The organism is Clostridium sp., assembly GCF_050717545.1.
In the GTDB taxonomy this organism is placed as follows: Bacteria; Bacillota; Clostridia; order Clostridiales; family Clostridiaceae; genus Clostridium_AD.
In genome coordinates, this window is the sequence record NZ_JBOITN010000043.1 from 56213 (window position 1) to 80321 (window position 24109).

20 protein-coding genes and 1 pseudogene are annotated in these 24109 nt (G+C 31.3%); all 21 read right to left on the bottom strand.

The window, feature by feature from the left end:
* Window positions 1–82: 82 nt before the first annotated feature.
* The 21 genes and pseudogenes from ACREVX_RS15880 to rpsB all read right to left on the bottom strand — a co-directional run bounded on the left by ACREVX_RS15880 (window position 83) and on the right by rpsB (window position 23821).
* On the bottom strand, window positions 83–1357 hold the full coding sequence (locus ACREVX_RS15880) for a M16 family metallopeptidase (protein WP_431545193.1): 1275 nt from the start codon (window positions 1355–1357) through the stop codon (window positions 83–85).
* Window positions 1358–1450: 93 nt separating this feature from the next.
* Window positions 1451–3562: a polyribonucleotide nucleotidyltransferase gene (locus tag ACREVX_RS15885; RefSeq protein ID WP_431545194.1), complete on the bottom strand. Its 2112-nt coding sequence runs from the start codon at window positions 3560–3562 to the stop codon at window positions 1451–1453.
* A gap of 90 nt (window positions 3563–3652) precedes the next feature.
* On the bottom strand, window positions 3653–3916 hold the full coding sequence (gene rpsO, locus ACREVX_RS15890) for a 30S ribosomal protein S15 (protein ID WP_431545195.1): 264 nt from the start codon (window positions 3914–3916) through the stop codon (window positions 3653–3655).
* A gap of 139 nt (window positions 3917–4055) precedes the next feature.
* Window positions 4056–4970, bottom strand: a complete 915-nt coding sequence (locus ACREVX_RS15895; RefSeq protein WP_431545196.1) for a bifunctional riboflavin kinase/FAD synthetase — start codon at window positions 4968–4970, stop codon at window positions 4056–4058.
* 12 nt (window positions 4971–4982) lie between these two features.
* On the bottom strand, window positions 4983–5852 hold the full coding sequence (truB, locus tag ACREVX_RS15900; RefSeq protein ID WP_431545197.1) for a tRNA pseudouridine(55) synthase TruB: 870 nt from the start codon (window positions 5850–5852) through the stop codon (window positions 4983–4985).
* A 185-nt stretch (window positions 5853–6037) separates the two neighbouring features.
* Window positions 6038–6397, bottom strand: a pseudogene (rbfA, locus tag ACREVX_RS15905) (30S ribosome-binding factor RbfA); the annotation flags it as partial.
* A 21-nt stretch (window positions 6398–6418) separates the two neighbouring features.
* Window positions 6419–8491: a translation initiation factor IF-2 gene (gene infB / locus ACREVX_RS15910; RefSeq protein ID WP_431545198.1), complete on the bottom strand. Its 2073-nt coding sequence runs from the start codon at window positions 8489–8491 to the stop codon at window positions 6419–6421.
* Between the two features lie 23 nt (window positions 8492–8514).
* Window positions 8515–8868, bottom strand: a complete 354-nt coding sequence (locus tag ACREVX_RS15915; protein ID WP_431545199.1) for a ribosomal L7Ae/L30e/S12e/Gadd45 family protein — start codon at window positions 8866–8868, stop codon at window positions 8515–8517.
* Window positions 8858–9124: an RNase P modulator RnpM gene (gene rnpM, locus ACREVX_RS15920; protein WP_431545200.1), complete on the bottom strand. Its 267-nt coding sequence runs from the start codon at window positions 9122–9124 to the stop codon at window positions 8858–8860. Before rnpM ends, ACREVX_RS15915 begins: the two co-directional genes overlap by 11 nt.
* 10 nt (window positions 9125–9134) lie before the next feature.
* The gene (nusA, locus tag ACREVX_RS15925; RefSeq protein ID WP_431545201.1) at window positions 9135–10232 is read right to left on the bottom strand and encodes a transcription termination factor NusA; all 1098 of its coding nucleotides are present in this window, start codon (window positions 10230–10232) and stop codon (window positions 9135–9137) included.
* A gap of 13 nt (window positions 10233–10245) precedes the next feature.
* Window positions 10246–10707, bottom strand: a complete 462-nt coding sequence (rimP, locus tag ACREVX_RS15930; RefSeq protein WP_431545202.1) for a ribosome maturation factor RimP — start codon at window positions 10705–10707, stop codon at window positions 10246–10248.
* Window positions 10708–10910: 203 nt separating this feature from the next.
* Window positions 10911–15233, bottom strand: a complete 4323-nt coding sequence (locus tag ACREVX_RS15935) for a PolC-type DNA polymerase III (RefSeq protein WP_431545203.1) — start codon at window positions 15231–15233, stop codon at window positions 10911–10913.
* A gap of 24 nt (window positions 15234–15257) precedes the next feature.
* Complete coding sequence (gene ispG / locus ACREVX_RS15940; RefSeq protein ID WP_431545204.1) at window positions 15258–16307, bottom strand: flavodoxin-dependent (E)-4-hydroxy-3-methylbut-2-enyl-diphosphate synthase; 1050 nt, start codon at window positions 16305–16307, stop codon at window positions 15258–15260.
* 12 nt (window positions 16308–16319) lie between these two features.
* On the bottom strand, window positions 16320–17351 hold the full coding sequence (rseP, locus tag ACREVX_RS15945) for an RIP metalloprotease RseP (RefSeq protein WP_431545205.1): 1032 nt from the start codon (window positions 17349–17351) through the stop codon (window positions 16320–16322).
* Between the two features lie 14 nt (window positions 17352–17365).
* Window positions 17366–18526: a 1-deoxy-D-xylulose-5-phosphate reductoisomerase gene (dxr, locus tag ACREVX_RS15950; protein WP_431545206.1), complete on the bottom strand. Its 1161-nt coding sequence runs from the start codon at window positions 18524–18526 to the stop codon at window positions 17366–17368.
* Window positions 18527–19007: 481 nt separating this feature from the next.
* Window positions 19008–19814 carry a phosphatidate cytidylyltransferase gene (locus ACREVX_RS15955; protein WP_431545207.1) on the bottom strand — a complete coding sequence of 269 codons (807 nt, stop codon included), beginning with the start codon at window positions 19812–19814 and terminating at the stop codon, window positions 19008–19010.
* A 10-nt stretch (window positions 19815–19824) separates the two neighbouring features.
* Window positions 19825–20529: an undecaprenyl pyrophosphate synthase gene (gene uppS / locus ACREVX_RS15960; RefSeq protein ID WP_431545213.1), complete on the bottom strand. Its 705-nt coding sequence runs from the start codon at window positions 20527–20529 to the stop codon at window positions 19825–19827.
* A gap of 144 nt (window positions 20530–20673) precedes the next feature.
* Window positions 20674–21231 carry a ribosome recycling factor gene (gene frr, locus ACREVX_RS15965; RefSeq protein WP_431545208.1) on the bottom strand — a complete coding sequence of 186 codons (558 nt, stop codon included), beginning with the start codon at window positions 21229–21231 and terminating at the stop codon, window positions 20674–20676.
* Window positions 21232–21246: 15 nt separating this feature from the next.
* Window positions 21247–21975: a UMP kinase gene (pyrH, locus tag ACREVX_RS15970; RefSeq protein WP_431545209.1), complete on the bottom strand. Its 729-nt coding sequence runs from the start codon at window positions 21973–21975 to the stop codon at window positions 21247–21249.
* A 135-nt stretch (window positions 21976–22110) separates the two neighbouring features.
* The gene (gene tsf / locus ACREVX_RS15975; protein ID WP_431545210.1) at window positions 22111–23031 is read right to left on the bottom strand and encodes a translation elongation factor Ts; all 921 of its coding nucleotides are present in this window, start codon (window positions 23029–23031) and stop codon (window positions 22111–22113) included.
* A gap of 88 nt (window positions 23032–23119) precedes the next feature.
* Window positions 23120–23821: a 30S ribosomal protein S2 gene (gene rpsB, locus ACREVX_RS15980; protein ID WP_431545211.1), complete on the bottom strand. Its 702-nt coding sequence runs from the start codon at window positions 23819–23821 to the stop codon at window positions 23120–23122.
* Window positions 23822–24109 lie beyond the last annotated feature (288 nt).

Genomic DNA, 24109 nt, shown 5'->3' on the forward strand with positions numbered 1-24109 from the left:
TAACATTCATAAAATAATTCTCATAAAATGATATGAAAGATATTAAGGATTTATGCATTATTTTTATATTTTATAAATATATTTATTTATCTAAAGAAATAATATTACCTTTAAAAACCTCTTTAAGCATTCCTTTTTCTTTTCCTACATACGCCGAATTTATTATACCTTTTTTAAATGTCTTTTCCATTACAGAGTATACTCTTGCCATATCTATTTCATCTATCTTTCGTAATACGTCTTCTGGTGTATTGATTTTATTCAAAAACATTACAGATCTACCATTACTAAACATTCTACTGCTTGTGCTTTCAAGCCCTAGGATGTAGCTACCCTTTAACTGTTCTTTAGCTTTACTTAATCTTACTTCATCAATTCCATGTTCAGCAAAATTACTAACTTCTTGCTTTATTGCATCTATAGCAACTTTCGCATTAATTGGACTTAGCCCTGCGTAAATATTTACAATCCCAGTATTTTTAAACGCAGATATATAACAATAAATTGAATAACACAAGCCTAGCTCTTCACGTATTTTTTGAAATAATAGTGAGGATGCTCCCCCACCTAGTATATTACTTAATAAAATTAATGTATATGTATCATCATTATCAAGTTCTATACCAGCAATTCCTAGGCTTACATGAAGTTGTTCAATATCTTTTTTTCTAAAATAATGTTTACTTAATATTTCTGGGCTGCTATACTCTGTTATCTTTTTATCTGTGCAAAGCCATTTACCAAAATATTTTTCCACAAGGGTTTCTATGTTTTCCATATCAAATTTACCAGAAATAGATATAACTGAATTCTCTGGTATATAGTATGAATCTATATAATCTAGAATAGTTTTTCTACTAAAAGATTTTACAGTCTCCATTGTTCCTAAAATAGGTAACGATATAGAATCTGTATCCCAAATTGCTTTTGTGTGTAAATCGGATAAAACATCTTCTGGGGAATCTTCACTCATATTTATTTCTTCAACAATTACACCTTTTTCTTTTTCAATATCTTCTTCTAAGAAATTACTATTAAAAAGCATATCTGACAAAATATCTAATGATAATTCTAAATGTGTATCTAATGCTTTTATATAAAAACACGTAGCTTCCCTACCTGTAAATGCATTTATTTGACCACCTACGTCTTCTATATCTTCCGCAATTTGTTTTGCCGATCTTGCATCCGTTCCTTTAAAAAGCATATGTTCAATGAAATGTGATATTCCACTGTTAGTTATATTTTCATTTCTTGACCCATTCTCAACCCATAAGCCTACACTTACAGAATTTACATATTCTATATTTTCAACTACAACTCTTAACCCGTTATCTAACTTGAATAAATTATACATATGCGATCTCCTTAATGAGGTTTTATATTTATTATGTGCATATTAACGTAATATTATTAAAAAAAATAAAAAGGCATCTAAGCCCTTCTATTATTACTCATCCTCTTTTTTTTCATTCTCACTATCTTTAATCGCGTCTCTTCTTGAAAGATTAACTCGTCCTTGGTTATCTATTTCCATTACTTTAACTAATATTTCATCACCAACTGCAACAATATCTTCTACTTTATTAACCCTAACAAAATCAAGTTTAGATATATGCACAAGTCCTTCTTTATTAGGTAGTATTTCAACAAAAGCTCCAAAAGCAGCAATTTTTTTTACTTTTCCTAAATATATTTCTCCTACTTTAACGGATTTAGTTAGCTCTTCAATGATTTTCACAGCTTTATTTGCACTAACGCCGTCACTTGACATAATAACAATTTTTCCATCATCACTTGTATCTATTTTAACACCAGTTTCTGCTATAATTTTCTTTATAGTTGATCCACCTTTACCTATTACGTCGCGAATCTTGTCAGGTGCTACATTTAACACGTACATTCTAGGAGCATAAGCTGACATTTCACTTCTTGGTGCTGGTATACATTCATTCATTTTTCCTATTATATGAAGTCTAGCTTTTTTAGCATCTATAATTGCTGTTTTAATACAGTAATTAGATAATCCATGAAGTTTTGTGTCAACTTGTATAGCTGTAATACCTTTAACAGTTCCAGCTACTTTAAAGTCCATATCACCAAAGAAATCTTCTATACCTTGAATATCAGTTATTACTTTTTCTTTAGATAAATCATCATTTGTTATTAGTCCCATTGCAATACCTGCTGCAGGTCTCTTAATTGGAACACCGGCATCTAATAATGCTAAAACACTTGCACTAACACTGGCTTGGGATGTTGAACCATTAGAACTTAATACTTCTGATACCACACGAATTGCATATGGAAAATCTTCTACAGATGGCAAAAGTGGTTCTACTGCCTTTTCTGCTAGTGCACCATGACCAATTTCTCGTCTTCCAGGTCCACGCATTGGTTTAGTTTCTCCTACGCTATAAGCTGGGAAATTATAATGATGCATATATCTTTTAGTGTCTTCATCGCCTATTCCATCTAGCATCTGAGCTTCTTTTAATGCTCCAAGTGTTGCAACTCCAAGTACTTGAGTAAGTCCTCTTGTAAAGAGACCTGTTCCGTGAGTTCTTGGAAGTATTCCTACTTCACAACTTATTGGTCTAACTTCATCAAAAGCTCTTCCATCTGGTCTTCTATCTTCATTTAGCATCATATTTCTAACTATTTGTTTTTGAATATTGTAAAAAATCTCACCTATATCAGATTTTTTATCAGGATATTTTTCACTAAATTCAGCACTAATTTTTTGTTTTATTTGATCAACCATTAAATTTCTCTCATCTTTGTCAGTTATGTACATTGCTGTTTTTACCATATCAAACGAGAAATTTTTAACTTCATTTTGAAGGGTTTCATCTATTTTTTCAAATACAGGAATATTTTTTTTCTTTCCAAATTTAGCTACTGCTTCTTCTTGGAAAGCTACTAATTTTTTACATGCCTCAAATGCAAAGTCGATTGCTGCTATCATTACATCTTCAGCTATTTCATCTCCATTAGCTTCTATCATTGTTACGTTGTCTTTTGTTGCACAAACAGTAAGTTTCATAGAACTTTCGTTTCTCTCGCTCTGCGTAGGACTTAATATGAATTTATCATCAATAAGACCAACTGAAACTGTTGCAACAGCATCTGTAAAAGGTATACTTGATATACATAATGCAAGTGAAGCTGCGTTCATGGCAAGTATTTCGGGTGAATTATCTTGTTCAACTGATAGTACAGTACAAACAATTTGAACATCATTCCTATAACCTTTAGGGAATAATGGTCTTAAAGGCCTATCAATACCTCTTGCAGTTAAAATTGCTCTTTCAGATGGCCTTGCTTCTCTTTTAATAAAACCACCTGGGATTTTGCCAACGGCATAAAGTTTTTCTTCATATTCTACACTAAGTGGAAAGAAATCAATACCGTCTCTTGGTTTTTCTGAAGCATTTGCATTAACTAAAACTACTGTTTCTCCATAACTCATGAATATAGCGCAGTCTGATAACATTCCAACCTTACCATATTCAATTTTAAGAGTTCTGCCAGCTACAGTAGTTTCCATATTATGAATCATATATTTGCCTCCCCTAAATTTGTACTATTATTATAATTGTGTATATTCTTTTCATAACCTAAAATAACAGAGCGGCAAAGCCGCTCTGAATTACTTTCTTAGTCCAAGTGCTGCAAGAATTGCACGATATCTCTCAATATCTTGATTCTTTAAGTAACCTAACATTCCTTTTCTTTGTCCAACCATCATTAATAGACCTCTTCTAGAATGGTGATCTTTTTTATGAATTTTCAAATGTTCATTTAACTCTTGAATTCTTGCAGTAAGTAGTGCTATTTGCACTTCTGGAGAACCTGTATCTCCTTCATGTCTTGCGTGTTTTGCCATAATTTCTTGTTTTGTAACCTTTTCCATTTTACAACACCTCCGAAAATAATCCCCATATTCCAAGTACACCGTTGGTGATTCGGTGAACTTAGCATAAGGTTCATATCAATTATAACAAACTAACATTAAATTGTAAATTGATTTTTACATCTTAACACTTATTTTTCTATTTTTGGTTTATTGCATAGTCCTTATCCTTTAGAAGTTGTATCTTTAATTCATCTATAGTCTTGAATTTAACTTCATCCCTTATTCTGTTTATAAAGTGGATTTTAATTGTTTCTCCATAGATTTGTTTATTAAAATTTAAAATAAACGTTTCTACTGATAGTTTACCACCTTCTACAGTTGGATTGTATCCTATATTAGTTATGGCTTTATAAAAGGTATTTTCATGTTCAACAATAGTATAGTATACCCCCCCCTTAGGAAGAATAAATTTCTTATCGTAATTTAAATTGACAGTTGGAAATCCAATAGTTCTACCAAGTTGTTTTCCCTTTATTACCTTACCAATAACAGTGTGCGGCCTCCCTAAAAGTTCATTGGCTTTTATGATACTACCCTCATCTATGAGATGACGGATTATAGAACTACTAACAACTTCATTGTTAATAGTAATTGCTTCACAAACATATAGTTTATATCCTAATATACCACTATATGATTTAATCATTTCTACATCGCCTAAATTTTTATATCCAAATCTGTAATTAAAACCAACAATTATTCCTTTTGCATTATACAAGTTCACCATATTTTTTATGAACTCTTCCGGGGTTATATTCATAAACTCCTTATCAAAGTTAACTAAATTAACTATATCGATACCAATTTCTTCTAATAAGTTTACTTTGGTTTCATTATCCATTATTAACTTTGGACATATTTCTTTGTTGATAACCGATAACGGGTGGTTTTCAAAGGTACAAATCATGCTTTTAGCATTATTCTCTTTTGCGAGTTCTATAGTTTTATTTATCAGAGACGTATGACCTAAATGAAGGCCATCAAAACTTCCTAAAGCAATATACGTTGGATATTGAAGTTTTGTTTTAAAATTATCTTTTATTAATAACATTCTCATATGCTCCTATATAAATGATTTTATTAACCTAACACCATCATTACTTTTATCAGCTATTCCAATAAAATCATTTTCATTATTATATATACTATACATAGTGTCTTCCTCAAATCGCTTGGCTAATGCTTTATCTTTTACTACAACGCCATTTAATAAAAACTTTATAAACCTATCGTCTATAGTAATTTTAGTATTATTTTGAAATATTTTTTCTATAGGCATAATATGTTTGTTAATATTTTCTTTGTTTATTTCGTCTATATTTATTGCATCTTCAATATGGAATTGACCTGTAGCAGTTCTTTGAAGATTCCACATCATTCCACCGCATTTTAAAAGTTCACCGATATCATAACATAAACTTCTAATATATGTACCCTTAGAGCACTTAACTGTAAATTTTATGTAAGGAGACTCTAAACTTGTAATATCTATTTCATAAATCGTTATAGGCCTTGCTTGCCTTTCTATTTCTATGCCAGCCCTTGCTAATTCATAAAGTTTTTTTCCATTAACCTTTAGCGCTGAGTACATAGGCGGTATTTGTTTTATTTCTCCAATAAATGAATTAATAGCTCTAGTAATTTCCTCATCACTTGAGGGTACTTCACTTTCACTTAAAATCTTACCTTCTCTATCGTACGTATCTGTAGTTACTCCTAGTTTTAACTCAACCTCATAGATTTTAAAATCACCCATTATATAATCAATAGCCTTTGTTGCCTTTCCAATACAAACAGGCAAAACCCCGCTAGCCTCAGGATCTAGAGTACCAGCGTGGCCTACTTTTTTTACATTGCTAATTTTTCTTATTGTGCGAACTACATCAAAAGAAGTAATTCCTGTAGGTTTAAATACATTTATTATACCATTCATTTTATCAACTCTTTTTCTATAATTTCTATTATCAGTAATTTCGTTCTAGCATGGCAAAAAAGAAAAAGTTTGTGGAATAATTTCTTTTGAAATTATATACACATCCTTTTTCAACAATATTGTTAGTCTTCATCGTTATTTTCTTCTGAAGCATCTTCTTCATTTATATTATCTATATCTTCATCATGTTCATTTTTTTCTTTATCTTTTATTTGATGAAAAATAGTTTCTAGATGTATAGCACGTTCTATAGTTTCATCTACCTCTATGATAACCTGAGGAACATGTCTTAGTTTAACATGAGCACCAAGTTCTTTTCTAATAAGTCCGGTTGAACTTTTAAGTGCTTGAATTGTTTCTTTCTTAGTAATTTCATTACCGAATATACTAACATAGATTTTTGTATAACTTAGGTCTTTTGTTGTGTCTACCTTTGTAACACTTACCATAGCACTTAACCTTGGATCCTTTATCTTGTTTTGAATTGTATTGCTTACATCTTTTTTTATTTCTTCATTTATTCTACCATTTCTATAACTAACCATACAACCCACTACTCCTTATACTTATACTAATTTTGGTTTAACTTCTTCCATTATAAATGCTTCAATAATGTCGCCTTCTTTAATATCATTGAATTTTTCTACACTTAATCCGCATTCATATCCAGCAGCAACTTCTTTAGCATCATCCTTAAATCTCTTTAACGAAGCTAATGTTGATTCAGTTATAACTATACCATTTCTAAGTACTCGTACACTACTATTTCTAGTAATCTTACCAGTAAGTACATAAGATCCTGCTATTGTTCCAACATTAGAAACTTTATATATTTGTCTTATCTCAACTCTACCTAAAATAACTTCTTTATATACAGGATCAAGCAATCCAAGCATTGCAGCTTTTATGTCATCAAGAGCATCATAAATTATTCTGTAGGTTTTAATTTCTACGCCTTCTTTTTCACCTATTGCTGCAGCATTATTGTCAGGTCTTACATTAAACCCTATAATTATTGCATTTGATGCAGCTGCAAGTACGACATCTGTTTCAGTAATAGCTCCTACTCCAGAATGGATAACTCTTACTTTAACATTATCAGTAGATAATTTTTCAAGTGATTGTCTTACTGCCTCGACTGATCCTTGAACATCAGCTTTAACAATTACGCCAAGTTCTTTAACAGATCCCTCTTGTATTTGACTATATAAGTTTTCCATTGAAACTCTATTACTAGCTTGAAAATGTTCTTCTCTTAAATTAGCTTTTCTAGTTTCAGCCATGTTTCTTGCAGTTTTCTCGTCTTTAACAACATTAAATCTATCTCCAGCTGCTGGCACATCAGATAATCCAAGTATTTCTACTGGTATAGAAGGTCCTGCTGATTTAATTTTATTACCCTTATCATCAAACATTGCTCTTATTCTACCATAAGTTGAACCAACTATTATAGAATCTCCTGTTTTAAGAGTACCATTTTGTACAAGTAACGTAGCAAGTGGGCCACGACCTTTATCAAGTTTACCTTCTATTACAGTTCCTTTTGCTTTTCTCTTAGCATTTGCTTTAAGTTCTAACATTTCTGCTGTAATTACTACCATTTCTAGTAAAGTATCTATGCCTTCTTTAGTATGAGCTGATACTGGAACACATATAGTATCTCCACCCCAATCTTCTGCTACAAGGCCAAATTCTGTTAATTCTTGCTTAACTTTATCTGGATTAGCTCCCGGTCTATCTATCTTGTTAATAGCAACTATTATTGGTACTTTAGCAGCTTTACAATGATTTATAGCTTCTTCAGTTTGTGGCATAATACCATCATCAGCAGCTACAACAAGTATAACTATATCAGTTATTTGCGCACCTCTTGCTCTCATAGCAGTAAATGCTTCATGACCTGGTGTATCCAAAAATGTAATCTTTTCGCCCTTAATATTAACAGTATATGCTCCTATATGTTGAGTTATTCCGCCTGCTTCTGATTCTGTAACTTTAGATTTTCTAATGCAATCAAGTAGTGATGTCTTGCCATGATCAACATGACCCATAACAGTTACTACAGCTGGTTTTTTATCTGCGTCTGCTTCACCTTCGAATTCCTCAATATCTTCTTCGTCCGTAATTTTTCCTTTTTCTGCATCTTTGAGAACTGCAAGTGCACCATATTTTTCTATAACTTTTTCTGCTGTAGCAAAATCAATTTCTTGGTTCATTCCAGCCATAACGCCTATAAAAATGAGTTGTTTTATAACTTCAACATAAGGTCTCTTTAATGTATCAGCTAAGTCTTTAACAGTAATCGTACTATCAATTACTACAACTTCATCATCTATTGCTTCAACGTTATTGTTGCCATTATTTTCATCTCTACCTTTTCTGCCTCTTTTTCTAATTATAACCTTATTAGCATCTTCATTAGCTAGGTTTTCATAGTGTTCTACTGTTTCGTTTTTATTATCCTTAAGTCCTGAATTTTCATCATTATAAAGTTCCTTAATTAATTCAGCATCCTCTTCCTCAATCACACTCATATGATTTTTGGCCTTTATACTAAACTCTTCAAATAGTACATTAATTAATTCCTTACTTGACACTTCTAACTCTTTCGCTAATTCATATATTCTGACTTTTGCCAAATCATTCACCCCCGAAATTTAATTTATTCATTATCTTCGTCTTTTTTATCATTTATTTCTAAATTCTCATTATTTTCATTCCATAAGCTTAATAGCTTATTACTCATTTTTTTATCATTAACACACAAAACATTAATTTCTTCTCTTCCAAGGTACTTACCTAAAGTCTCATTAGATACTCCCTCGATAAGAGGTATAACATTTTTAACTGCAAATCTTTTAAACTTATCTTTAGTATTAGTAGCACTTTCCTGAGATAAAATTATAAGAGTTCCTCTCCTATGTGATAACGCATCTTCACATTGATTGTAACCTTCAATAAGTTTTCCCGCTTTTTTAGTTAACCCTAAAAACTGAAAAAATTTATTATTCATCATCTATCTCATCCTTTAGTTTACCATAAATTTCATCGCTTATTTTACCGCCTAAATTTCGCTCTAGTCTTTTTGTCTTAAATGATTTTTCAAAACATTCTATGCTCTTGCAAATATATGCACCTCTACCTGGCTTTTTCCCAGTTAAATCTACAGATATTTCCCCTTCTTTACTATTAACTATGCGTAATAATTCTTTTTTACTTTTCATTTCCATGCAACCCGTACACATGCGCTGAGGTATTTTTTTAACTTTCATAAAGCGTCACCTACTCCTGCGTAATAGTTTCAATTACTTCATTTTCAACATCTTCCATCTTATATTGTGCTTGTGTTCTACTTTTAATATCAATTTTCCAACCTGTTAGTCTTGCAGCAAGTCTTACATTCTGACCTTCTTTTCCAATAGCTAAAGATAATTGATTATCTTCCACTATAACCTTTGCAGATTTAGAGTTTTCTTCAACTATTACATTCAATACTTTAGATGGACTTAAAGCGTTTGAAATATACTCTTCTGGTTTTTTACTCCATTTAATAATATCTATCTTTTCGTTTCTTAATTCATTAACTATATTTTGAACTCTGACACCTTTTGGTCCTACGCAAGCTCCCATAGCATCAACATTTTCATCATTAGAATATACTGCAATCTTAGTTCTTGAACCAGCTTCCCTTGAAATACTTTTTATTTCAACTATACCACCAAAAACTTCTGGAACCTCTAGTTCAAATAAACGTTTTACAAGACCTGGATGAGTTCTAGACACTCCTACTTGAGCACCTTTAGTAGTATTTTTAACCTCAACAATATATAATTTCAATTTTTCATTAAAATTATATTCTTCACCAGGCATTTGCTCAGTTGCACCAAGTACAGCTTCAATTTTACCTAAATCTATAAATACATTACCTCTGTCTTTTCTTATAACACTTCCAGTAATAATATCAAATTCTTTAGTTATGAACTCGTTATATATTATATTTCTTTCAGCTTCTTTGATTCTTTGTATAACTACTTGTTTTGCAGATTGCGCCGCTATTCTACCAAATTTTCTTGGAGTAACTTCGATATCAACAATATCACCAATTTGATATTTAGGACTATATTCTTTAGCATCATCAAGTGATATTTCATTAACATCTTCGACTACTTCTTCTACAACTGTTTTTTGACCATAAACATGTATATCTCCCGTTTCTCTATTCATTGTTACTTTTACATCCTGGCTTGCATTAGATAATGTAGCAAAGTTTTTCTTATAAGCTGCAACTAATGCATCTTCAATAGTTTCAAAAAGCAAGTCTTCACTGACTCCCTTTTGCTCCACAATTTCTCTCAATGCTTCAATAAAATCCTGATTCATATTAACTTCCTCCTTACAGCATCGGTTTCAAACTCACAATGGAAATTTTTTCTCTTGGAATAGATATATTATCCCCATCATGTTGAATTTCTATTTGTACATCAGAAAATCCTAATAAATTGCCCTCAAGCTTTTTAAAGCCTTCATACAGACTATTTAAATTAACTAGTACATTTTGGCCTATGTATTTTTCTAGATGACTATCATTATATAAAACCCTTTCAATGCCCGGAGAAGACACTTCTAAACAATAACCATTGGTTATTGGATCCTCTACATCCAATATTTCACTTACTGCCCTGCTTGTTTTTTCACAATCTTCTAAAGATATTCCATTAGAACTATCTATATAAATCCTCAGGAAATTTTCTCCTGCTTCTTTTACATATTCCAAATAATATAATTCACAATTATTTTTTTCCACTATTGGCAGAACTATTTTTTTAAGTTTTTGTAACAAGGTATCATTTCTCATTTTAACACCCTCCTTTTATTAGTATTTCTACAATTATTAGCATAATTATACATAATATTATAATTAAAACGCAACCATGAGTTGCGTTTTAATAAATATGAGAGTAGGCGGGCCTACTCTCATACAATAAAATTACCAAAGGTAACTAATATATATTATTCTATCATATAAAATTTGCTAATTCAAGGGTTAATTACATTTCTCTAAAAAAATGACAACTGATTTGTATTAGGAAGACCTTTTAAACAGCCATGTTTATCTAATGATTCAATAACTGTTTTAGAAATTTTACAACGAGTTCTCAAATCTTCCTTTGATATAAACTCACCTTCTAGCCTTACTATTACTATACTCTTAGCAGCATTTTCACCTACACCTTCAAGTCCACTTAATGGTGGTCTTATTGAATCACCTTCGATTGTAAATTTAACTGCCTCAGACTTGTAGAGATCTACATGTAATAGCTTTATCCCTCTTTTAAACATTTCGTAAGATAGCTCTAGCGCTGTAAGAAGTCCTTTTTCTTTCATTCCTATATCCTTGCCTAGTGCTTCTAGTTCATCTATTTTTACTTTTATTGCACTTTCACCTTTTGAAATTAAATTAGCATCAAAATCGTCTGCCCTTATAGTGAAAAATGTAGCGTAATACTCCTTTGGGTAATAAACCTTATAATATGCTATTCTTACAGCCATCATTACATATGCAACAGCATGACCTTTAGGAAACATATACTTTATTTTTTTACATGATCCAATATACCAATCTGGCACATCATGCTCTCTCATTACTAGTTCATCATCTTCTGTAAGTCCTTTACCTTTTCTCACTTTCTCCATTATAGTAAAAGCAGTCTTAGGTTCAAGAGTTTTCTGCATTAGATAAACCATTATATCATCTCTTGTAGAAATACAATCTTTTAGTGTTGTAAATCCTTCTTTAATATAATATTGTGCATTATTAATCCATACGTCTGTACCATGAGATAGTCCAGATATTCTAACTAAATCTGAAAAAGATTTAGGTTGCGTATCCAAAAGCATTTGTCTAACAAATTTTGTACCAAATTCAGGTACACCGTAACTTCCAACCTCACAACCCAATTCTTTAACTGTTAACCCTAATGCAACTGGAGACGTAAATAAACTTATAACTTTAGAGTCAGATAGTGGAATAGTTATAGGGTCAAGACCTGTTAAATCTTGAAGCATTTTAAGCATTGTAGGATCATCATGTCCAAGAATATCAAGTTTCAGAAGCCTTCCACTTATAGAATGATAATCAAAATGTGTTGTAATAATATCAGATTTTGGGTCATCAGCGGGGTGCTGTACTGGGCAAAAATTATATATTTCATTGTCGCTTGGTACAACCATTATCCCACCTGGATGTTGCCCTGATGTCCTTTTAACCCCAGTACATCCCAGGACTAGTCGGTCTATTTCAGCTTGAGGCACCATAATATCTTTTTCACCTAAATATTTTTTTACATATCCATAAGCAGTTTTCTCAGCAATAGTTCCAATTGTTCCCGCCTTGAAAGTATGACCCTTACCAAACAACACTTCTGTATACCTATGTATATCTGCTTGATTTTCACCAGAGAAATTCAAATCTATATCTGGCTCTTTATCTCCTTCAAAGCCTAAGAAAGTTTCAAATGGGATATCGTGACCATCTTTAACATAAAGTGTTCCACAACTTGGACAATCTTTATCAGGTAAATCAGCACCTGAACCAACCGATCCGTCTAAAATGAATTCACTTTTTTTACAATTTGGGCATACATAATGAGGTGGTAATCCATTTACTTCTGTTATATTAGACATATTAGCTGCAAAAGAGGATCCAACCGAGCCTCTTGAACCTACTAAATAACCATCTGCAAGTGACTTTGCTACTAATTTTTCAGCTATTAAGTAAAGTACAGCATATCCATTACCTATAATAGAGTTTAATTCCTTTTCCAATCTTTTTTGAACTATCTCAGGCAATTCTTCCCCATATATAGAATGAACCTTATCCCAGGTCATCTTTCGAATATCATCTTCTGCACCTGGTATTGTGGGTGTAAATGTCCCATCTGGTATTGGTTTTATAACCTCTATCATATCTGCAATTTCGTTCGGGTTACAAATTACAACTTCTCTACATTTTTTTTCACCTAAATATGAAAACTCTTTTAGCATTTCATTAGTGGTTTTAAAATATAGTGGCGGTTGATCATCTGCATCCGAAAATCCTTTACCAGCCATTAAAATTTGTCTGAAAACTTCGTCAGAAGGATCTAAAAAATGTACATCCCCTGTAGCAACTACTGGCAGGTTATTATTTTCTCCCAGTTTACATATTTTTCTATTAATATCCATTAATTCACTTTCATCTTTTACTATCCCATTCTTAATCATAAATTTATTGTTTAGAAGAGGTTGAATTTCTAGATAATCATAAAATTTTATAATCTTCTTAAGTTCTTCTTCTGATTTACCTTGAAGCACTTCCTTATATACTTGACCAGCTTCACATGCTGATCCAACTATAAGACCATCTCTATATTCTTCAATTAATGTTTTAGGCAGCCTAGGTCTTCTATGAAAATAGTCTAAATTTGAAAATGAAATAAGCTTATAAAGATTTTTTAGGCCTATAAGGTTTTTGACCAAAATAATAACATGATAAGAGTTTGCTTTTTTTACATTGAAGTCTCCTAAAAATTCTTTATTTAAAGTATCTAGGTCTAAAATATTTTTTTCTCTAAGAAGTCCAAAACAATGTAACAGTATATCCGCAGTAGCTTTAGCATCATCTACAGCTCTATGATGATTTTCAAGGGATATTCCCAAATGCTTGGCTACAACATTTAATTTAAATGTTTTAAGGTCTGGAAGTAAATACTTAGCTAAGGGAATTGTGTCCAAAACTGCATTCTCAAACTTTAAATTGAGCCTCTGCGAATTCTTTTTTATAAAAGATGCATCAAAGTTGGCATTATGAGCTACTACCACGCTACCTCTTGCAAACTCTAAAAATTTAGGAAGTATCTCTTCAATAGTTTCCGCGCCTAGAACCATATCATTTGTAATTCCAGTAAGTTCTGTAATCTTATAAGGTATGTCCATTTGTGGATTTACGAATTCATTAAATCTATCTACTATTTTTCCGTTTTCTATTTTAACTGCGCCAATTTCAGTAATTCTATCATTTTCGCTGGAAAGCCCTGTTGTCTCCAAATCAAAAACTACAAAGCTGTCATCTAAGCTTTCATTATGATTATTAACTACTATAGGTTGTCCATCATCTACTAAGTATCCCTCTACACCATAAATAACTTTAATTTTATTTTTTTTAGCTGCGTCCATAGCTTCTGGAAATGCTTGAACCACACCATGATCAGTTATTGCTACTGCTCTATGTCCCCATTTTGATGCTCTTTCAACAAGTTTAGATGCTGGAGTTATACCATCCATTGCACTCATTTGTGTATGCAAATGAAGTTCAACTCTTTTCTCGCTTGCAGTATCCATTCTCTCTATTTTTTTAAGTTTTACTATATCCTTTGCCATTACAACGACTTCTTTTGCATAGGTATCATAGCTTGCTTCTCCTCGTACCTTACAAAAAAGACCTACTTTAATTTCGTCCATTATTTTTTCTACATCTTTAGGTTTTGGAAAACATTTTACGGTAATAGAACTTGAATAGTCGGTAATATAAAATGTAATAATTATTCTGCCAGTTTTTGTTTCGATAATTTTAATTTTAAAAATATCTCCACAGATGCTTACTATTCCTGAAGCTTCGTCTATCTCACTAATTCCTATACTATCACTTTTTATATTTCTTCCCATTATAGTGTTTTCATCAGCAGCTTCATCTTTCCTAAAGCCTGGCCTACTGAATTTATTTGCTTTATCACCATTTTGAGCACTACCTTGAGGTTTGTCCCTCTTTTCTGTACTAATATTCTTAATAATTTCTTTTATTATAACTTCATTTTCTTTATCTTTTTTACCAAAGAAATCCCCTTTAGAAAGTGCACTGTTATGTTCTAACTTAACCTGCGAATTAATTCCAAACATATCATTTATAGTATTCTTTATAAGAATCTCTATGTTTTTATCTCTTAAAATTTTGCACATAAAATCATTGCCACACTGAATTTTAAGCATTCCACCTTCAATTATCCTAGAAGATTTAAGCAAACTATCTTTACTAGATGGTTGTGATGAGGCTATTACGTTAACGACATCTAACCAAAATTTTTCTTTTACATCTTCTAATGTAGCGTTTGATACATCCCTGTAACAAACCAATTGTATATCTTCAAAACTACATAATCTTTTTGAAATAATATTTTTTATATATAGTTTTTTATTATCATCTATATCATCAAAAGATTTTATTAGTACTCTTAATTTATTGCTTTTTTTAAGGTATTGAACCCTCAATACCTTAATATCATCTTTTAATGTTTCTTCATTTAAATTAAAATCATTTTTAAGCATCTCAGCTAAGCTGACATCCATTTTTATTCCTCCTGAAACGACATTTTATAGTTTATCTATCTCGAGAATAAGTTCTTCAACCAGATCTTCTTCCTTAACAGTTTTAATTATTTCACCTTTTTTAAATATTAGGCCTTTGCCATTTCCACCAGCTATTCCAATATCAGCTTCTCTTGCCTCACCTGGCCCATTAACCACACACCCCATAATTGCAATCTTTATATTTTTATTGCAATTTTTCAATCTTTCCTCTACTTCATTTGCAATTGCTATAAGATTAATTTGAGTTCTACCGCAAGTTGGACATGATACAAATCTTATCCCATCTTCTATGTAACCTAATGATTTTAGAATCTCTATTCCAACCTTAACCTCATCTAATACATCCCCAGTTAAAGATACCCTAATAGTATCCCCAATACCCTGCGCTAATAGCGCTCCAATACCTATACTTGATTTTATTGTTCCTCGCCATGTAGTTCCAGCCTCAGTAACACCAAGATGCAGTGGATAATTTACTTTTGCTGATAATAATTTGTAACTTTCAATCATCATAGAAACATCTGATGATTTTATAGAAATAACTATATCATAAAAATTCAAATTTTCTAATATTTCAACATGCCTTAAAGCACTTTCGACTAGAGCCTGCGCGCATACATGACCATACTTTGCAAGAATATCCTTTTCTAATGAGCCTGAATTTACTCCAATTCTAATAGGAATATTCTTAGCTTTAGCCGCATCTGCAACTAATTTAATTTTATCAACACTTCCGATGTTACCTGGATTAATTCTTAATTTAGATATACCATTTTCAATAGATTTTAAAGCAAGTTTATAATCAAAATGAATATCTGCAACTAGTGGAATATGGATTCCACTCATTATGTTTTTAACAGCCTCTGCTGCCTCCATATCAGGCACCGCGCAACGTACAATGTCGCACCCTGCTTCTTCTAGCTCAAGAATTTGTTTTATAGTAGCATCTACGTCTCTTGTATCTGTATTTGTCATTGACTGAACTGCTACCTTTGAATCTCCACCTATATATATATTCCCAATTTTTATCTTCTTTGTTTGTTTTAATTCCACAGTGTTCATCTCCTAGAATTTCATTGGACTCACTATATCCTTTATGACTATAAACACCATAAATGCCATTAAAATCATAAATCCAATATAATTTACAATTCCCACTTTCTTATCATCTAATTTCTTACCTGATATTATTTCAAATAATAACATAAAAATCCATCCTCCATCTAGTGCTGGGAAAGGCAATATATTCAATATTCCTAGTTGCACACTAAGCATAGCAGTTAACAGCATTAAATTTAATATTCCAGTTTGCGCTGCCATTGTTGAGATTCTAATTATGCTTATAGGTCCTCCTACATCATTAACAGAGAACTTGCCCTTAAATATTGTCCCAAGAACTTCGAAAATTAGTTTTGATGTGCTAATAGTTTTAGTAAATCCATAACTTACGACTTCACCAAAGCTCATTTTTTCTAGTGTACCACCTATTCCTACCATAAATCTATTTACTTCTACATTTTTAATGGGCTTTAAGGAAAATGTTTTCACCACTGAGTTTCTCTCTATTTCAATACTTATATTTTCCCCTTTAGAAATATCAATTTCATCTGTAAATTGATCCCATTTTTCTATACTTACTTTATTAACCTTAGTAATCTTGTCTCCAACTTGCATACCAGCCTTCATAGCCGCACCATTAGGGACTACTTCCCCTATTACTGGAATTATTTTCCCTGTCGCAGCGCCTATAATAGCAAATAATACCACCGCTAAAATTAAATTCATAATTGCACCAGCAGAAACGATGCTTAATTTTTGAAGTGGAGTTTTATTAGTAAAAGATCTTGGATCATCACTTCCTCCATCTTCACCTTCCATTTTAACATATCCGCCAATAGGAAAGGCTTTAATTAAATACTCTGTTTCTTTTCCTTTAATTCCAAAAAGTTTTGGACCCATTCCGAGGGAAAATTCACTTACTTTTACCCCATTTAGCTTGCATAGAATAAAATGACCTAATTCATGTATTATAACCAAAAGACTAAATGCTAATATAGCCATAATATAATATGGTATATTTGATATAATGCTACCCATAACAATTCCCCTTCCTATCTTTTATCATAATTTTTCCTTACATATTCTCTTACCATTAAGTCAACTTCTAAAATTCCCTCTAAATTCGGATTATCATCGTGCTCAAATTTATTCATACACTTTCCTATAATTTGTTCTATCTGAAGATATTTAATTTTGTGGTCTAAAAAAAGTTCAACCGCTATTTCATTAGCAGCATTCATTATAGCCGGCATGTTTCCACCCATTCTTCCTGCACTATATGCTAATTTAAGACAATTAAAAGTATCCATATTTGGTTTTTCAAAAGTTAAACTACCCATATTATAAAAATCTAATTTATCAATAACTGCATTGTTTCTTTTAGGATAGTTTATAGCGTATTGAATGGGAAGTCTCATATCAGCAGAACTTATTTGTGCTATTATACTTCCATCTATGTACTCTACCATAGAATGTATTATACTTTGAGGATGAACTACCACTTGAATGTTATCATAATTTACACCAAATAACCAATGTGCCTCTATGACCTCTAGGCCTTTATTCATAAGCGTTGAAGAATCAATTGATATTTTTCTACCCATATTCCATTTAGGATGTTTAATAGCCTCCTCAGGTGTTATTTCTATAAGTTCTTGTTTGTTTTTACCTCTAAATGGTCCACCTGATGCAGTTAATATTATTTTTTTAACCTCTTTTAGTTTATTCCCTTGTAGACATTGAAAAATTGCACCATGTTCTGAATCAACTGGTAAAATTTTTACATTGTTTTTTTTTGCAGCATTCATTACAAGATCTCCTGCTACAACTAGCGTTTCTTTATTAGCTAAAGCAATATCTTTTCCAGCATTAATAGCTTTTAGGGTTGGAACAAGTCCTATCATTCCTACAACAGAAGTCACTACAATATCAATTTCAGGTATTGTACTTATATAATTTAGCCCTTCTAATCCCTGCAAAATCTGTGTTAATATTTTTTCCTTAGTGCAATATCTTTTAAGATTTATTGATGCCGCCTCATCCATCATGGCAACATATTTAGGTTTAAATTCCTCTATAATTGGTATGATTTTTCCCCAACTGGTATTTGCAGAAATCCCTATAATCTTAAAATTTTTAAAATCATTCCGAATAACATCTAAAGTTTGAGTTCCTATAGACCCCGTAACTCCTAAAATAGTAAGCTTCTTCACATAAATCTCCTCATTCCTATAAAACTAAGATTTGTTATATATATGTTATTAAATTTAAAAATACTACAAAATAATATAATCCCTTTTCTAATCTAATTAATTATTGTACAGCATTTAATATAACATATTTATCTGCTAAAATAAAGCAAATGTAAGTATTTGTAACATTTTATTCCGTCATAAATACAAATATTAATATGGGTTTCTTATAGTTATTCCCTATAAGTATTATAAGTAACAATAAAATCATATACTGCTAGAATGCCAATTTACTAATAATTGTTTTTAGCATTCTTTTCAATATATGATTTCTTAATTGCAACATTATAAACTGAAACTTTTTTAACGACATTTCACAAGGAAAGTCTCCCACTTGTGTGAGTTAGCGCTCAAATCTCCTTATGAAGTCTTTAATACTGTTACTCCGCAGGAGATGATTTAACTATAGTATCTTTAACAGAATATATGTTTATACATATATCTATATCCCAATTATAAATGTAATATAATAAAAAACTACCACAGACACAAATAGAATACTGTCAAATCGATCTAGGATTCCACCGTGACCCGGTATAAGACTTGAATAATCCTTTGCTCCTACAAACCTTTTTATTGATGATGCAATTAAATCTCCAACTTGCCCAAATACACCACAAATAATTCCAATTATAGCATAATGATACAATTCTATAGGCACACCATACGTTGAAATAGCATATCCATAAATCGTGCATCCAATAGCACTTCCAAGGAGCCCCCCTATCGAGCCCTCAATTGTTTTGTTAGGGCTTACTTTAGGGCATAGCTTATGTTTGCCACCTTTTCCCAAAGACCTCCCGCTATAGTAAGCTGCCGTATCACAAACCCATGAACAAATAAATATAATCCATACCAAATACTCACCATACGGTTTATTATTTATAAACACTATAAAACTAAAAAATACTGCTACATATAAAAAACCAAATATAGTGAGTGCAATATCTACAAAATTATAACTTGTGTTTAGCACAGGAATACATAGTAGTAAAAATATACTTGCTATCAAAATATATATATTAAAACTCTGTGAAAAATCGCTTGTCATATTTAAGTAATATACAATACATAAAACGTATCCTACAATTCCAATTGGCTTATAGTGTTTCTTCCTAGAAACCCTATAAAATTCATACATACCAAAAAGTGAAAGTACCATTACGATATATTTTAAATACTCCCCCCCTAAAAATAAAAATATTATTAATGGAGCCAGAACAAGTGCCCCTATATATCTATTATTCATGATTTCCCACCTATTTAACCTTTCCGAATCTTCTATCTCTTTTTTGATAATCTAATATTGCAGATCTTAGCTCTGTTTCATGAAAATCTGGCCAATTAATATCTGAAAACCAAAGTTCTGAGTATGCGCTCTGCCACAATAGAAAATTACTTAATCTTAACTCCCCACTAGGTCTTATTATAAGGTCAGGGTCTGGCATTGCTTTGGTATACATATGCTTCGAAAGTAGCTTCTCAGTTATCTCCTCTTTAGATATCTTCCCACTTATTAAATCTAAAGAAATATCTTTTACAGCATCCACTATTTCATTTCTACCCCCATAATTTAAAGCAAGATTTAAGATTAAGCCCTTATTATCCTTAGTTTTATCATAAGCATGATTTAACTCTTCTGTGCATATCTGCGGCAATTTAGAAATATTACCAATTGAATTAATAACAACATCATTAGCATTTAATTCCTCAAACTCATTTTTTAAATATTCTACTAACAACTTCATTAAAGAATCCACCTCTTTTAAAGGTCTATTCCAATTTTCAGTTGAAAATGCATATAAAGTTAAATATTCAACCCCTAACTTGTTACATTCTTTTACTATTCTTCTTATTGCTTCAACTCCAGCCTTATGGCCAAGTGCTCTAGGTAAATTACGCTCTTTAGCCCATCTACCATTACCATCCATTATAATTGCAATATGTTTAGGTATTCTTGTCATGTCTAATTCTAAATCATTACTTTTGCATTCATTTTTCTTTAAAAAAGCGAATAATTTTTTCAATAAAATTCTCTCCTTTTTAATAGTTATAGTATAATTTTAAATAGAACCTGCATTTATGCAGGTTCTATTTAAAATTATATACTAAACTGACATTATTTCTTTTTCTTTAACGTCAATTAATTGGTCTACTTGTTTAATAAATTTATCTGTTTCCTTTTGAATTGTATCTTCTGATTTTTTTACTTCATCTTCTGTAATTTCACTATTTTTTTTCAAAGCCTTAATTTTATCATTTGCATCACGCCTTATTGATCTAACAGCGACTTTAGCATCTTCACCTGTTTTTTTAACAGTTTTAAGTAAATTTTTTCTTGTTTCTTCAGTAAGTTCAGGAATAATTAATCTAATTGAAGAGCCATCATTTGATGGATTTAGTCCTAAATCAGATTTTAATATAGCTTTTTCTATTTCTTTCATAGTTGATTTATCCCATGGTTGAATTAGAAGTACCCTAGCTTCTGGTGATGATATATTTGCTACTTGACTTACAGGAACAAGACTTCCATAAGATTCAACACGAAGTCTATCTAGCATTGAAGCATTTGCTCTGCCTGCTTTTAAACTTCCAAGCTCATGTTTTAAAACATCAATAGATTTTTTCATTTTTTCATCAGCAATACTAATAATTTGTTTAATCATAGAATCCCCTCCATTTTATACTGATTCTTTAGTACAATCAGATACTAAAGTACCAATTTTTTCTCCTAAAATTGCTTTTTTTATGTTTTCAGGATTATCTAATCCAAAAACTAATATTGGTATATTATTATCCATGCATAATGATGTAGCTGTAGAGTCCATTACTTGTAGTCCTTTTTCAAGAACATTAAGATAAGTAAGACTATCAAACTTCTTCGCATCACTATATATATGTGGATCTTTATCGTAAACTCCATCAACCTTTTTAGCAAGCAGAATTACTTCAGCTTCTATTTCAGCAGCTCTAAGTGCCGCTGCTGTGTCTGTAGAAAAATATGGATTACCGGTTCCAGCAGCAAATATAACAACTCTGCCTTTTTCTAAATGCCTCATAGCTCTTCTTCTTATAAATGGTTCTGCTACTGCCTTCATTTCGATTGCAGTTTGCACTCTAGTGTTTACTCCTATGTTCTCCAAAGAATCTTGAAGTGCTAATGCATTAATGCAAGTTGCCATCATTCCCATATAATCTGCAGTAGTCCTGTCCATACCATCTCCACTTCTACCACGCCATATATTCCCAGCTCCAACCACTATACCTATTTCAACACCTAAACTAACTAACTCTTTTATCTGAAGTGCTATAACATTAGTTATTTCAAAATCTATACCAAAACCTTTTTCACCAGCCAAAGCTTCTCCAGAAATTTTAAGCATAATTCTTTTATATTTAGCAACGTCCATAAACATTATACCTCCTAATTTAAAGTAATACCAATTTAATGAATAACTATTTTAAAGTATTACCATTTTAAAGCACTACCTATTTTAAAAAATATTTATTTTAAAAAAGAGAACACTTCGTGTTCCCTTTAATTATTATTTACCTTCTACTTGTCTTTTTACTTCTTCAGCAAAGTTTTCTTCCTTCTTTTCTATACCTTCGCCTCTTTCAAATCTTACAAATCTAGTTATTTTTATTTCAGCACCAAGTTTTTTAGATTCTTCTTGAAGGTATTTTGTAATTGTATAGTCAGCATTTTTAACCCATACTTGTTCAAGTAAACAAACTTCTTTATAATATTTATTTACTCTTCCCATTACCATTTTCTCAACAATCTTTTCTGGTTTTCCTTCGTTTAATGCCTGAACTCTGTATATTTCTTTTTCTTTTTCTAAAGTTTCAGTATCAACACAAGAATTGTCTAAGAATAAAGGACTAGCAGCTGCAATTTGCATTGCTACATCTTTAGCAATCTGAGTTAGAACATCATCCTGCTTATCGCATGAAAGTTCAACTAAAACGCCTATTCGTCCACCACCATGAACGTAGCTTTGAACTATACCATTGTCAATTGAGAACTTTTGAAATCTTCTTACAGACATATTCTCACCAAGTTTTGCAATTAGTGCTGAAACAGCATCACTTATAGTAATTGCTTTATCACCTATGTATTTTTCAGAAACTAATTCCTCTATAGTAGTTGATGTAGTTTGTACTGCTTGCGCTGCTATATTTTTTGTTAAAGTAATAAACTCTTCATTGTCAGCAACAAAATCAGTTTCACAATTAACTTCTACAACAGATCCAACTTTCATATCTTCTGAAATACATGTAAATACTAATCCTTCTGCAGCTATTCTTCCAGCTTTTTTTGCTGCTGCTGCCAAACCTTTTTCTCTTAAAAGTTCAACTGCTTTATCCAAATTACCATCTGTTTCAGTTAAGGCTCTTTTACAATTCATCATTCCAGCCCCAGTTCTTTCTCTTAACTCTTTAACCATACTTGCACTAATCATTATTAATTCCTCCTATCTAATATAAAGGGTACGTGAAAGAATTAACCTCCACCTACCCCTCAAATGTTCTATCTATATATTACTACTATTATTCAGCTAATTGTTCGCCTTGTCTTCCTTCTATAATAGCATCTGCTAATCTTTCTGTTATTAATTTAACTGCTCTTATAGCATCATCATTACCTGGGATTACATAATCAATTTCATCTGGATCACAGTTTGTGTCAACTATTGCAACTACAGGAATTCCAAGAATTTTAGCTTCAGAAATTGCATTTTTTTCTTTTCTTGGATCTACAACAAATATAGCACCAATTTTATTTGCATCCATGCTTCTGATTCCGCCTAGATTCTTTTCAAGTTTTTCTCTTTCATTTAAAAGATGACTAACTTCTTTTTTAGGAAGAACTTCGAATACTCCATCTTCTTCTAATTTGTATAATGCTTCTAGTCTAGCTATTCTTGTTTTAATTGTTTTAAAGTTTGTAAGCATTCCACCTAACCATCTATTGTTTACAAAATGCATACCAGCTCTTACAGATTCAGCTTTAATAGCTTCTTGAGCTTGTTTTTTTGTTCCTACGAATAGGACATCTTTACCCTCTTCAGATACAGATTTAATAAAGTCATATGCCTCATCGATTTTTCTAACTGTCTTTTGTAAATCAATAATGTATATTCCGTTTCTTTCTGTAAATATGTACGGAGCCATTTTAGGATTCCACCTTCTAGTTTGATGTCCAAAATGAACACCTGCCTCTAATAATTGCTTCATTGAAATAACTGCCATTAATAATAACCTCCTTGGTTTTTACCTCCATTACCATCATCTTATACAAGCCCAAAAATTGGAACCCTCCTATAATTAAGTAATGTGTGTATTTTCTCACCTTCGTAGTATATCATAAAATAAATAAGTATTCAATATAAATTTTAATATTTATATTGAATACTATGATTGATTTATGATAATGTCTTACTATACCACATTTGATTATGTCCCAAATTTCAAAAAATATAGTATACTAAAACCTCATGACAAGAAATGAGGTGGGCGTAATTAGAAAGGTGATTTTAA